The sequence below is a fragment of the Bacillus sp. SN1 genome, assembly GCF_002796895.1.
Taxonomy (GTDB): domain Bacteria; phylum Bacillota; class Bacilli; order Bacillales; family Bacillaceae; genus Bacillus; species Bacillus inaquosorum.
The window spans coordinates 519,205-534,617 of record NZ_PHIE01000001.1 but is presented as its reverse complement, the minus strand read 5'-3'; the positions used below and the strand labels follow the sequence as shown (position 1 = coordinate 534,617).

At 46.4% G+C, this 15,413-nt stretch carries 2 protein-coding genes; both read right to left on the bottom strand.

Annotated features, from left to right (window positions below):
- Nucleotides 1-4 precede the first annotated feature (4 nt).
- Nucleotides 5-7,684, bottom strand: coding sequence for a non-ribosomal peptide synthetase (locus tag CVV77_RS02950; RefSeq protein ID WP_100274602.1), 7,680 nt, complete (start codon nucleotides 7,682-7,684; stop codon nucleotides 5-7).
- Between the two features lie 24 nt (nucleotides 7,685-7,708).
- Entirely contained in the window at nucleotides 7,709-15,394 is a 7,686-nt protein-coding gene (locus CVV77_RS02945; RefSeq protein WP_100274601.1) for a non-ribosomal peptide synthetase, read from the bottom strand.
- Nucleotides 15,395-15,413: the final 19 nt, after the last annotated feature.

Below are 15,413 nucleotides of genomic sequence, written 5' to 3'. Positions count from 1 at the left end.
CTCCCTATAGTTTGTTGACGGCACCCATAATCTCACTCAATTCATCAAGTGTTAAATCTTCATCGGTGAAATCAGATGCGCTCCATTCTCGGTTTTCTTTGCCCGTACAATGCTCAATGATATTTTCCAGAGTCTGTTTAAAATGCCCGGCAAATGTTTGGATTGTTTTTTTCTCAAATTGAAGCCTGTTATAGATCATGTGCATGTTCAGGCATCCCGAAGAAACGGCGCCGCTGATATCCAGTGCATGAGGACGCTCCCAGTTCGGGCTGATCTCATTCCCTGGCTTGATGTCAGAAACCTCAAAGGCTTTTGATTGAATATCCTGATCAAACTGGCCTAAATAATTAAAGCTGATGTCCGGGCTGCCTTTCTCAGAGCCCCATTTTTTGTTGGTATATTTCAGCACACCGTAGCCTGCGCCCTTATGCGGTATACGGTGCAGCATATCTTTTGTCTGTTTAATGAGGTGGCCCAGCCGCTCATCTTTGTTCTTATGATCAGAATGGCTCATATCAAGCCATACAGGATAAATCGAGGTGAACCAGCCGACTGTTCTGCTAATGTCAATATCCTCAAGGTATGATTCCCTTCCATGGCCCTCCATGCTGATTTTAAATTGGTCATAGCCCGTCCATTGCTGCAAAGCAAGGCCTAAAGCTGTCAGAAGGATATCATTCATCTCCGTGCTGTATGCTTTATTTGCAGCCGTTAACAATAATTCTGTATGATGGCGGGACAGATTAAAATCAATCACTTCTGTATCTTTGAATGTGTTAGGCGCAGCGTCATTGTCTTTAGGAATAGGCTGGATGTGACGGTTCTCACGCTCATCCCAATACGCTGCTTCGCGCTGCATCTGGCGGCTCTTAGAGTAGTCAGCTATACTTTGTGAATACGTTAAATATGAATCTGTTTTTTGCGGCAGTTTAATAGTTTCTCCTGAGACTGCCTGTTTGTAAGCTGTTGAAAAATCCTCGAACAAAATGCGCCACGAAACCGCATCAACAACTAAGTGATGAATCGTCAGAAACAAATGGTCACCATTCTCGGTCCTGAACAATCCAGCGTGAAGCAAGGGGCCGGTTTCCAAACGCATATGCTCCTGCATCTGGCTGGCTGCTTCCTTAATCCTGTTATGCACTTTTGTTAAGTTATCCTTTACATCAAACAGTTCAAGAGCATATAGCTCCTTATCTGGAAGATCTATCCCTCTGTTTATCTGTACAGGCCTGCCATCTTCATACCGACATACGATTCTAAGTGCGTCATGATGAATCACCAGGCTTTTTAGCACCTTTTTAAGCGCTATCTCGTCAAATCGTTCAGTCCGGTAGAGCATAACGGACTGATTAAAATGATGGATTTCCAGAGATTGCGAAAAAAACCATTGCTGGATAGGTGTCCAAGTGATCTCGCCTTCGACCGGACCTTGGTCAATGACGTGTAAGGCTTTTCGAACACGAGCGGACAGTTCGCCAAGAGTCTGATGTTCAAACATCTCACGTACTGTCGTTTCAAAGCCGCGCTGCTTCAGTCTGGCACAAACTTGCAGTGCTTTAATAGAATCTCCGCCAAGCTCAAAGAAATTGGCACTCACGCCCAGCTCATCCACATCAAGAAGTTCTTCCCAAATTTCAGCCATCACCTTTTCAATCTCATTTCTAGGGCTGATATCATCAGCAATATAATCGTGTTTATCAGGTTCCGGCAGGGCTTTCTGATCAAGTTTTCCATTAACAGTCAGCGGGATGCTGTCAATCTGTATCAAACGGGCGGGCAGCATAAAATCAGGCAGCTTGGTTTTTAGAGAAGTCCGGATTTCTGATGTATTCGCGGCCTGTTGATCTTTTGTCACGATGTATGCATATACAGCTGCTTGCCCTTGCTCATCTGTTCTTGTGAAGACAGCCGTCTCTTTAACAATTGGAAGCTGAAGAAGCGCCGCCTGGATTTCGCCTAACTCAATACGGTGCCCTCTGACTTTAACCTGATCATCAATGCGGCCTAAGTATTCCAGCTCGCCATTTGACAGGCGTTTAGCAAGATCTCCTGTTCGGTATAATCTATCCCCCGGAAGATAAGGATTAGGCACAAAACGGTCAGCGGTCAGCTCATCTCTGTTGAGATATCCCCGTGCCACACCTTCACCGCCTATATACATCTCCCCTGGAACTCCGATCGGCTGCAGATTCATATGAGCATCCATCACATAAGCCTGCAGAGTTGAAAGCGGCCGTCCGATATTGCTTTTATTTTTTGCAATGTCTGCTGCGGACAATTTTTTGAATGTTACATGTACCGTCGTTTCTGTAATACCATACATATTGATCAGATCAGTATCAGGATATTTTTTATTCCAGCTTTGAAGCATGCCGGGCTGTAAAGCTTCGCCGCCAAAAATCACGTATCGGATGTTTAATCGATCCGTATGGTTTTGATCTTCATGCATCAGGCCGTAAAAAGCTGTCGGGGTCTGATTGAGTACAGTGACGCGTTCTTTTTTTAACAATAATCGGAATGCATGGGGGTCACGGGCTGTTTCTTTAGAGACCACGACTAGTGTACTTCCGTTTAATAACGCACCGAACATTTCCCATACAGAGAAATCAAAGCAATATGAATGAAATAACGTCCAGACGTCTTCATGGCCAAATACAAAAGGCAGGTTTTGATGCTTTAAGAGACTGATCACATTGCGGTGCTCGACAATAACGCCCTTTGGCTGGCCAGTCGTTCCGGATGTGTATATCACGTATGCCGGCTGATCTGCTAGGGTTTGAATTTTTAAATCAGCCGGAATTGAATCATTTTCAACTTCATTGATATACAAAATATGCCCGTTGTAGTCTGCAGGTTTGTTTTGGCCGTGCTCTGTCAGCAACATTTCTGCCCCGCTGTCATTGAGCATAAAGCTGATACGTTCCTGAGGATATTCAGGATCAATCGGCAAGTAGGCCCCTCCAGCTTTTAAAATCGATAAAATGCCAATGATCATATCAGGTGACCGATCGAGCATCAGACCGACGATATCGCCAGTTCTGACCCCTTGTTTGATCAGCATAGCAGCTGTCCGCTCAGCTTTTTCATTCAGGTTTCGATAAGTAAGCTGAGAGTGACCGTACACCACTGCGAGATGCTCCGGATGTTCAGCGGCTTTTTTTTCAAATAAGCTTACAATGTTTTCATTTCTCGGATAAGCGGCATACTGTCCCATTTTTTCAAGGAGCAAATTGCGCTCTGCAGCAGGAAGCAATTGCATGTCCGAAATTCTCATCTTGGTATCAGCCGTTACACTTTTCACCAGTTCAATAAAATGAGATGCCCATCGCGCAATGGTCTCTTCTTCAAAAAGAGCGGTGCTGTATTCAAACCGGCAGTGAATCCCGCTCGAATGCTCCTCAGCGTGTAATGTCAAATCGAATTTAGATATATCGTGTTTTGGAGTGACAGACGAAATTGATAGACCAGGCACTTCGAACTGGAAATCCTCACTGCTTTGAAGCACGAGCATTGCATCGAACAGCGGGTTGCGATTTACCTCTCGCTGTGTGTCGAGCTTATCTGCCAGCTCCTCAAAAGGATAATCCTGATGTTCATAAGCCGTCAGTGCCAGGTGGCGAATGTCCTGCAAATACGAGCTGAACGTTTTGTGGCCCTCGGGCTGGCTGCGCATCGCTAACGTATTGACGAACATTCCGATGACGCGCTCCAGATCGGCGTGCGGTCTTCCGGCAGCAGGCGTGCCGACGACAATATCCTCTTGCCCGCTTAGCTTGGATAGCAAAATAGAATAGACAGCCAGAAGAATCATATACAACGTTGTTCCCGTTTCAACCATTAAACGGTGCAGTTCATCTGCCGTGTCTTTATCAATGTTTACTTCGATTGTTCCGCCGCTGAAATCAGGGAGACGCGGTCTTGTTTTATCAAGCGGTAATTCTAATACTGGAAGACTCCCGCCAAGCTGATCGAGCCAGTAGGCCTCCTGTTTTTTGTATAGCTCTTTCGGGTACTTTTCTTGCTGCCAAACAGCAAAATCCTTATAATGCAGGTTTAAAGCTGGCAACTCTTTTTCGCAATACAAGTCAGTAAATTCTTGGACAAGAGTGCTCATCGAGACACCGTCGGCAATAATATGGTGCATATCGAGCAGCAAAAAGCCGCGATTATTGCCCATTGTAATGACACATGCTCTAAAAAGCGGACCGGACGATAGATCAAACGGTTTGATAAAAGATTCGATTGCGGACTCAAGCATTTGTTCTGATTCCATTTCAAGCTCTTTCAGATCAAAAGCAATCTCCGGATAAATGATCTGCACGGGCTCTCCTCTGTCAAGCACAAAAACAGTCCGCAATGCTTCATGCCGATTCACAAGTTCTATGAGAACGCTTCTCAACCGCTGGCGATCCAGATTTCCGCGTAATTCAAGTACAGCGGGCATGTTATAGCCTGTGCTGTCATCTGCCAGCTGATGAAGAGCATATAATCGTTTTTGTGAGAAAGACAGCGGATAGACTTCTCTTTGATCCGCAGGTTCAATCTGTGTAAAAGCATGTTCTTTTAAGCTCGTCAATTTGACTGCCATGCTTTCAACCGTCGGATAAGAAAACACCTCACTGAGCGGCAGCTCGACATTAAGCTTTTTATGTATTCTTGATACCAGTGCGGCCGCTTTTAAGGACTGTCCGCCTAATTGAAAGAAATCATCACGAATGCTGATTTGCTGTTTATTTAGCACATCTCCCCAAATATGTGCGAGATCAGCCTCGATTAAAGTTCGGGGCGGCATATATGTGAGGCTCACATTGTTTTCTGGTTCAGGAAGTGCTGACCGGTCAAGCTTCCCGCTGGATGTTAATGGCATCCGGCTGATATTGGTAATACTTGCGGGAATCATATAGGGCGGCAATGTCCCGGCTAGATGCCGATACAAATTCGGGAGATTGTTTCCTTTTTCCGGAACGATATAAGCGACGAGCTCCTTTTCCTCAGCAGAAACATCACGGGCCAGTACCGCTGCTTCCTTCACTCCTGGCGCCTGTCGAAGAACCGTTTCAATTTCTTTCAGTTCAATGCGGTAACCCCTAATTTTCACTTGATCATCAAAACGTCCTATATATTCAATCGTTCCATCCGGCAAAAAGCGGCCTGCATCACCTGTTCGGTATAAACGCTCCCCTTCAAGGAACGGGTGATCGGAGAATGCTTTGTCTGTAAGCTCCGGCTGTTTGTAGTATCCTTTTGCAAGACCCTCGCCGGAAATACACAGTTCGCCCGCCGCGCCGATCGGCTGCATTTGATTTTCGTGTAAAACAAATACTTTCGTGTTTGCAATCGGGTGTCCGATCGTTATCCTCCCTTTTTCATTCAGTTGCCGCAATATTGTTGTTGCCACACTATTTTCTGTGGGCCCGTATTCATTTACCAATTCTGCAGAAGGACAAATCTTTTCGCTCATCTCAAGCAGGTCAGGCGTGACCGCTTCACCAGCGAATGTCACAATACGAAGACTTTTTGCATCCTCAGCAGTCATCACTTCCAATAACACCCGGTACAGAGAAGGAACAATGATCATGTGACTGACCTTATAACGGGCTATTTTTCGTTTAAGGGCTAGCACATCCTTCGCTTCGTCATCTGTTGTCAGCAGTACGCACGCACCGGATAAAAGCGGGGTAAATAAGCTCGTCACACAGCCGTCAAACACATATGAAAACAAATGGAGGGATATATCCTGTTCGGTCATGCCATACTCTTCCCGTCTCCATTGCAATGTATTGGCAATGCCTTGATGATTAACTAGAACACCTTTAGGGCGCCCTGTCGTTCCCGACGTATAGATCAAATAGGCGAGATCACCAAGCGGCACATCTGGAGCTGCTGTTTGGTAGCTTTCTGTACGTTCTATCGGTATCATATTTCCTTCATAGTGCGGCGGGATGAATGACATAAGGTTTTCTTCTATCAGCAATTGAGCTGCTTGACTGTCCTTCAGCAGGAAAGAAAGACGTTCTTCTGGGAAATTTGGATCAAGCGGCATATAAGCGCCGCCTGCTTTCCAAATCCCAAGTAGAGCTGCAGGCATTTCCATTGACCGGTTCATCATCACAGCCACGATATCTCCAGATCCAACGCCTTTTTCTATCAGGGCGTGCGCAATCTGATTAGCTCTTATATTTAATTGGCGATAGGTCCAGCAATCGTCTCCCATTTTTAATGCAGCCGCTTCAGGTGTTTTGCGGGCTTGTTCCTCGAACAATTGGGATATCGTTTTGTTCACATAAGGACGCTCAGTTTCGTTAAACAATTGGATAACCTGTTGCTCCTCCGGCGGGACGATATTGATGTCACTGACAGCAATATCGGGATGTGCCAAAATGCAATCTAGTGCTTGTTTTAGATGCCCCTGAATCCTCAGCATCTCCTCCCGTTCATAAACGGCTGCGTTGTAGCTGAATTTGATATAAAATGATTCTCCCGGAACAATAACGATATTAAAGTCGTAATTGGTTTGTTCGGACATTGAAATGTCACCAAGCTTCAGTGCGCTTTCGTCATTTTCACTCTCGATGCTTAATGCCTGATGAAGCTGTACAGGATAATTTTCAAAGACAAAAATATGATCGATCAAGCCTTGCTTCAATGGACTATGGTTTTGAATCTCATAAAGCGGATAATACCCATGCTGTTCAGATGCTAAAATATCCTCCTGCACGGCTTTAGCCAGCGAAGAAAACGTCATACCCTCCGCAGATCGAATTCGCACTGGGATAGTATTAATAAACAAGCCGACCATTGATTCAATCCCGTCAATCGCTGACGGGCGTCCTGAAATAACGGAGCCAAAAACTGCATCATCAGCAGCAGTATATCGATGGAGAAGCACGCCCCACATACTCATAAACAACGTGTTTAATGTCACTCCCCAATTTTGGGCGGCCTCAGTCAGTTTCTCAACCATTTCCGGTGCTAAAGAAAAGCTGATCTGGTCGGCTTTATAATCCCCGTCCGCCGGGCGGGGATTTATCCGGGGGATAGATGCAGTATTGCCGTACTCCTTCAAATATCCGCTCCAGTAAGCAGCAGTCTCTTCTTGATCTTGTTCTCCGAGCCATTCAATATAGCGGCTGTACGGTACCGTGCTGCCAAGCCGTACAGGTGAGTTATTTTTGAGCGAATCATACATGCTGAAAAACTCTTTAAGAATAATGCCCAGACACCAGCCATCCATGATGATATGATGATGTGTCCAGACACATGTATATCGGCTGTTGCCTCTATCAAAAAGGGCAAGACGCATTAACGGATCTTTTTGCAAATTAAATCCTTTTTCCCGATCCTTGGTCATAAAAGCATCGATCAGAGCCTGCTGTTCATGATCGGCCAGGTGAGAAAAATCTTCTCTATACACTGTCAATTCCCGGTTTGACAGGACTACCTGCTGCGGACCTGTAAGATCTTGGACTTCTTTAATAAAAATCGTTCTGAAAATATCATACCGGGAAACAAGAAGGTTTAAGCTCTTTTGAAACGAGTCGATGCATAGATTCCCTGTGATCGTAAAAGAGGTCTGTTCGACATAGGCTTTTGAGCTGACATCCACCAGTGAATGAAACAGCATTCCTTCCTGCATGTGCGATAACGGATAAATATCTTGAATCTGTGCCGATTGTGCCATCAATTCCACACACCTTTTCAAAAGTTAAAGATCTTTCACGAGATCTTCGATGCTAGATAATGCAGACAACGTTAATTCCTTATTGCTGAAATCACTCAGCGTTTTTTCGCGTACTTTTTTCTGAGAACAATGCTCAATCATCTCGATAAGATGCCTGTGAAAACGATCCATAAAACACTCAATTGAGTGTTGGCTGAACACTTGGGTGTATACCGCTTTTACTTGAAGCCTTCCGTCCGTAATGAGGGCATTGATGTCCAGCTCATATTCTCGAGCTCTCTCACCCGCTATTTCGTAACGAGGCCGGTAATATGATAATTGAAACGTTTCAGCTTCCTTCTCTTCGCTGAATTGGCCGAGATAATTAAAGCTGACCTCAGGCTCTTTATACTGCAGTTCTCCTATGTGTGTTAACAATCCGTAACCAGTTCCTTTGTTCGGTACCCTTCTCAGCATATCTTTTGTCGTCTTAATTCGGTATGCGAGCTGATCCTCGAAAGGCTCGGGAATACTCATGTCCAGCAGAATAGGATAAATGGAAGTAAACCATCCAACTGTCCGTGAAATATCAATGTTTGGCACATGCCCTTCTCTACCGTGTCCCTCAGTGCTGATCACGATTTGGTCATGCCCTGTCCATTCAGAAAGCGCCATTCCTAACGCCGTAAGCAAAAGTTCGTTGGCATCAGTGCCATAGGCTTGCTGGGTTTCAAACAGCAATTTTTCAGTCCAGTCCCCGGATAGTACAAACGCTGCTGTATCGCTGTTCATTTGCAGTCTTCCTGGCACATTTTCCGTGTCCTTAGGCAGAAAAGCAGTGTGAGCATCCAAAATTGATTGCCAATATGATTTTTCTGCAAGTAATTGTTTGCTTGCAGCAATTTGAGCAAGACCATTGGCGTAGGACAAATAAGAATCCGTTTTTGGCGGTAATTGGATCTCTTGTTTTTCTAAAGCTTGCTGGTATGCTGCAGCTAAATCCTCAATCAGTATTCTCCAAGAAACGCCATCTATCACAAGATGATGAAGCGCAATCAGCAAATGGTCCCCTTCTGCCGTTTTAAACAAACCTGCTTGCAGCAGAGGCCCTTTTTGTACATTCATTTTGCTTTGAATGCCGATTTCCTCAGCGGCTAGTTTTTCATCAAGATGAGTCCTTTCCAGTGATTCTTTTGTCCAGTCTGCTATGTGAATGCCGAACAGTTCATGATCCTTGTGATTCATTCCGCGATTATACTGAACGACATGGCCATTTTGATTTCGTTGAAAAACCATGCGAATTGCATCGTGATGCTCGGTTATTTTACGCAGCGCCCGACGAAGCGCATTAGTATTGAATCCTTTTTCACTGAAAAGTATGACGGACTGGTTGTAATGGTAGTGAAAAGCATGAACCTGTCCGAAAAATCTTCGCTGAATCGGGGCGAGATCAGCTTCACCTTCCGCAGGTCCCTGATCAGCTTGAGATGCCAATGGTGTGATATGTCCGTTTAGCTCCTGAATCGTTGGATAACTGAATAAGTCACGTATTGTCATGCTCCAGCCTTCAGCGGCCAGCCGTGCTGCCACTTGTAATGCTTTTATTGAGTCTCCGCCAAGCTCAAAAAAGGAATCGTGAATGCCGACTCGAGCAATGGACAGGACATCTTCCCATATTTCCGCTATCGTTTTTTGTATGTCGTTAACTGGTGCCGTATATGGACGTGTGAACACATCATTTGGTGCCGGCAAGGCGTTTTTGTCCAGCTTTCCGTTTAGGGTCAGCGGCAGTTTTTCTATAGGAATCAGATGCGCAGGAATCATATATGCCGGCAGCTCCTTTGTTAAAGCAGCACGAAGAGTATTCGTATTGACATCTGAAGGCACAATATATGCTGCTAAACCAGCATGTCCATTCTTATCATGCTGAACGGCAACAGCAACTTCTCTGACAAGCCCGGTTTGAAGCAGAACACTTTCAATTTCTTCTGTTTCAATTCTGTATCCATTTATCTTCACCTGATAATCCATTCGGCCAAGAAGCTTGATCGTTCCGTTTGGAAGCCAGCAGGCTCGATCACCGGTTCTGTACAGCCTTTCTCCGGAGACAAATGGATTTTCTATAAATTTCATTTGCGTTAAGTCAGGTTTATTATGATAGCCTTTCGCAACACCTGCTCCGCTGATGCATAGCTCGCCGGCAACGCCAATCGGCTGAATTTGATTAGTCTGGCTGAGTACGTACATGTGTACATTCGGTAGCGGGCTGCCAATTGGGACGTTATCTCCCGTGTACTCTTCTCCCATCCTTGTTTCATAGCAGCTGGAATCGATCGTCGCTTCTGTGACGCCATAACTATTGATGATGCGCATGCTTTGGCCAAAGCGTTCTGTCAATGTTTTGAAATCTTGAGCTTTCACCATGTCGGAACCAAGAATTAATATGTCTAAGTCAGGAAGCTTGAGCTTGTTACGGTATACATACTCCATAATTGGGATAATGAGAGCCGGCGTTGACTCCATTATCGTGATTCGCCGAGAGTTCATGATTCCATATAATTCAGCAGGTTCCAGCCGCTTTTCATCTGGGCAAACGATTAGAGTCCCACCGTTGGTCAATGTTCTCGCTAAATCTCCTGAAAAGACATCAAATGAAAAGCTCGCCATTTGGAGCAGTCTGACAGGCTTCCGATCCAGTTCATAAATTTGCCGCCAAGCAAGAGCTGCATGAGTAAAGTTCCGATAGGTGACAATAACGCCTTTAGGCGCGCCCGTAGTTCCTGACGTATAAATGATATATGCTACATCCTCAGGAGCAGGAGATAAGTCAAGGTTGCAGCTGTTTTCTTCAAAAGAGCTCTCATCATCAAGGCAGATGTGAGGTATATCACATTCAGAAGAGTTTGAAATCAAATGCTTCAACTCCTGCTGCAAAAGAAGAATGTCTGCTTCGCTATCACGGAGAAGGTATTCAATTCTAGCTTTTGGATAATGTGAATCGATTGGGATATACACTCCGCCAGCTTTCATCACTGCTAGGATTCCAACAATTGCATCAATGGACCGCTTGGCTAAAACAGCCACAGTTGGCTTCGTCCCTTTTCTTTTTTGCAACGTCCGTGCCAGACGATTGGCTCTTTCGTTTAGAAGCCGATAACTAATCTGTGTTTCGTCATCAATAACAGCTATATGTTCTGGTGTTTCTTCAGCTCTCGCTTCAAATATGCGATGAAAAGGAACATCTTTTTGGGAAAATTCAACTTGAGTTTTGTTGAATTCAAAGACTATATTTTGTTTTTCTTGATCACTAAGTATGTTTATTTGTGAAAGGTTTGTTTCAGGATTAGAAAGTGCCGCATGCAGAAATTCGATAAAATGAGCTGCCCAGCGTTCAATCGTAGCTTTCAGGAATACTTCCGTACTAAATTCCAATTCGCAGCAAATGGCTCCATCTGTTTCCGTTGCTATTAGTGTAATATCGAATAAAGAAATGTGATGTGCGAAATTGGCGGGCCGGACTTTTACCTCTTCCAGATCCATGTCCTGCTTTTCCATATTTTGAAGGATAAACATCGCATCAAAAACTGGATTCCTGCTCATATCCCGTGTCAATTCAAGCTTGTCGACAAGCTCTTCGAACGGGTAATCCTGATGCTCATACGCTCCCAATGCTGTCTCGCGCACTTCCTGCAAATACTCCACAAACGGCTTCCCGCCCTCCGGGCGTGTCCGCAGCGCCAGCGTGTTCACAAACATGCCGAGTATCGGCTCAAGATCCTTGTGCGGCCGGCCGGCGATTGGCGAGCCGACGATGATATCTTCCTGTCCACTTAAGCGTGACAAGAACGCTGTGTAGGCCGCTAGGAGCACCATGTACAGTGTGCTTCCGTTTTCCCGTGCCAGCTTGTGAAGGCCTGATGCGGCCTCTTGATCAAGCGTAAATGAGACCTTGTCACCCGCGAAGCTCCGCACCGGCGGGCGGGTATGATCAGCCGGGAGATCCAGCACCGGCAGCTCGCCCTCGAGCTGCTTCAGCCAGTACGCCTCCTGCGTCTGGTACGCGTCTCCTTTTTTAAATCCTTCTTGCCATACGGCGTAGTCTTTATATTGAATGTGAAGGACCGGAAGGGTCCGGTTGTTGTACAGCTCCCCGAATTCCCGAATCAGAATATTGACGGAAACACCGTCTGAAATAATGTGATGCATATCAACCAGCAACAGGTGCCGCTCATCTGATACCTTTACGATTTGGGCACGGAACAACGGCGCTTGGCTGAGATCAAACGGCTGAATAAACGCGGCTGCGGTCTCCTGTTCGGTTTGTTCGCCGAGGACTGCTGTCTGTAATGTAAACGGCACCTCGTCATGGATGCGCTGCACCGGCTCGCCGCTTTCGTCCTGTTCGAAGGATGTCCGAAGCGACTCGTGGCGCTTGATTAGCTCTTTAAAAGCCCTGTCCAGCCTTTCGGGGTCCAGCTTCCCTTCCAGCTCTAACACAGCCGGCATATTGTAGCCTGTCCCTCCGTCCTCCAGCTGCTGAAGGACATAGATCCGTTTTTGGGCGGAGGAAACCGGATAGGCCTCACGCTGTTCCGCCTGTTTCATCGCTTCATATGGACTGTCCGTTCCTTCACGGATAACGGAAGCCAGTCCTTCAACAGTCGGATGGGCAAACACATCTTTCAGCGGCACCTGTACATCGAATTCTTTGGCGATCCGTGAGACAAGCGCCGTTGCTTTTAAGGAATGTCCTCCGCGGTCAAAAAAGTTGTCGTGAATCCCGACAGGACCGTTTTTCAGCACGTCCTCCCACAGCTGGGCAAGCTTCATCTCTGTCACATTTCTCGGCGCCGTGTAGGTCTCCGCATCTGCAGCTCCGCCAGGAGCTGGCAGGGCGTTTCGGTCCAGCTTTCCGCTTGGCGTAACCGGCCACCGTTCCATCTCTATCATATGAGCTGGGATCATGTAGCTCGGCAGCATTCTTTCAAGCTGCGTCCGCACTTCGTTTCTTCTTAGTCCTTCTGTATAGGCGCATAATTCCGGCTCGCCGCTGTCTGTCCGAACGGTAACGGCTGCCTCTCTGACGCCTTCAATGCTTCTAAGCGCTGCTTCAATTTCTCCAGGCTCGATACGGTAGCCGCGGATTTTCACCTGATCATCTAACCGGCCGAGGAACTCAATGTGTCCTTCAGGGATCCAGCGCGCCAAATCCCCAGTTTTATACATGCGTTCACCCGAGTAAAACGGGTCCTCAAGAAAACGCTCCTCCGTTAAGGCCGGCCGATTCAAATAGCCTCTGGCCACACCCGCTCCGGCAATGTACAGTTCGCCGGCGACACCGCAAGGCTGTACGGCTAAATGCGCATCTAAAACATACAAACGCGCACCCGGTACGGGTTTTCCGATCGGAATCCGCAAGCGATCCCTGTCCCGCTCTGGGTCCAACACGTAAAATGCCGCGTCTACCGTCGCTTCTGTCGGCCCGTAGCCATGAATCAGCGATACCTGCGGCAATAAAGAAGCAAAACGGGCTGCCACATGGGGCGCAAGTGGTTCACCTCCGGCGAATACACGCTTCAGGCTTGTCCCATCACCGAGCGCTTTCATTTCCGCTTGATCGAGAAAGCTGTTCAGCATAGCCGGAATAAAATGGGCCGTTGTAATACTTTCCTGATGAATGGCTTGTACGATCAATGCCGGGTCTTTTTCCCAGCCGGGCGGAAGCAGGTAAGCCGAAGCGCCAGAAAGGGACCACCAAAACAGCTGCCACACAGACGCATCAAAGGAAAAAGAGGTTTTCACCATAACAATGTCATCTTCCTGAAGCGGAAACTGACGCTGCATGCCAGTCAGAAAGGAAACAGCCTGGCGGTGCTCGACGGCCACTCCTTTTGGCTTCCCGGTGGAGCCCGATGTATAGATGACATAGGCGAGAGAACAGCCGTCAGCAGGAGTAAACACATCGTTTTCTGCTTTTTCGCTCGCAAGAGATGCCATGTCCACTTCAAGCGTCTCCCCGGAAAAGTTCGGCGCGGAACATCCCGGCTGTGCCAGCAAGAGCGCGGCCCCGCTGTCTTTCAGCATATAGCTCAGCCGCTCCTTTGGATATGCTGGATCAAGCGGCAAATACGCTCCGCCTGCCTTCAATACAGCAAGTACAGCGATCAGCATTTCAGGTGACCGTTCAGACAGGACACCGACGATGCTTTCCTTCGTGACGCCTCGTGCCGCGAGGCGCGCGGCCAGACGGCCGGCATACATGTCAAGCTCAGCGTACGTCAGCGAACCGCCGGAAAAGCGGATGGCCGGCCGTTCCGGTGTGACAGCCGCCTGTCGTTCAAACAGTCCGTGCAGGGTCGGGACTTCAGGCGAAACAGCTTCCGTCTTATTAAACTCATACAACAATTTTTGTTTCTCTCTTATATTAGTCATATCTAATTCTTTTATGAAACTGTGCGGATGTTGAAGGGCGTTTTCCAGTAACGTAAGCAGATGGTTCTGTATTCGCTTAATATCCTCAAGAGAAAACAAGGTATTTTGATAGTCGAAATTTAATTGAATAGTTCCGGTGTCTGTCCGTTCCTGTATTTGAACAGAAAGCTCGTTCGCGGTGTATCCGCTGAAATAAAGCGCCGTTTCATAGTCAAAACCGTCTGCATTGTGCCATTGGAGCGGTTGATACTGCATAGATATACCGATAAGGTTGTGTAAATCCTTCTGTTCTTTTCTTAATTCATTTACCAGCAAATTATAAGGAAACCGTTGGTGACGCATAACGGAAAGCTGTTCCCTGCCTACTCTGCGGACAAAGGATAGAAAGTCCGTGTCAGGATCAGCTGTTATTCTGATGGGAAGAGAACTGACGAACATGCCGAGCATTTCTTTTTCAGCCTTTGACCCTCTGTTGCCATAGTAGGTGCCGATGGCAAGGTCTTTTTTAGAAGTGATCCGGCTGATGCATATGTAAAATGAAGCCATAAATAAGGAAATGATATTGATCTTTTGTTCTTCGCAAAAGATTCGAATCGTTTGCCCTAGATGAGGTGAAAGGGTGATGGTATCTCTGGATGCGGATGTGCTCTGTTTTTGTAAAGACGTCTGGCCGGCTAACGAGTGGTATTCCGGCGGATTCTGAAAGGTTTGAGTCCAAAATAAACGGTCCTTTGCAAAACGTGAAGACTGTAAATATTGACTCTCTTTTTCGATGTAGCTCAAGTAAGAAGGTTCCGGCTGATCGGGTAAAGGATCTTGCTTTTTCATTTTTTGATAAAGATCTATAATTTGATTTCCCATCACGTTTAAGGAGATGCCGTCCATTATAATATGATGGAATTTAGCAAACAGCCAAACCTCATGATTGTGGATTCTAAGGAGATAAAATTGATAAAGAGGCGAGTTGAATAGTTTAAATGGGATTCTCGCTTGTTCTTGTATCCATTGCTCTATTTCTATCATTTCAACATTTGAAAAATCTATTATTTCCAGTGAAGTATATTTATATTCAGTAAGGTACAATCGCGGCTCAAGCTCTTCTCCTTCTAGCAGCTGAAACCTGATGGCGTCGTTGCGGGAGATGGAATGATTCAGCGCGCCCTCTAGAACATCAAGATCAATATTGCCTCTGAATTTCACACAGGCCGTAAGATTGCAAATGCTGGTACCTGGCTCCAGCAGTTCGGTAAACCACACTCTCCTTTGGGCATGGGTTAAAGAATAAGTATGTTGGCTCAACGGATTCCCTCCAGTTCTC

What these genes read in the sequence shown, in the direction of transcription:
- CVV77_RS02950 (WP_100274602.1), bottom strand. Translation starts at nt 7,684, where the DNA reads ATGGCACAATCGGCACAGATTCAAGATATTTATCCGTTATCGCACATG.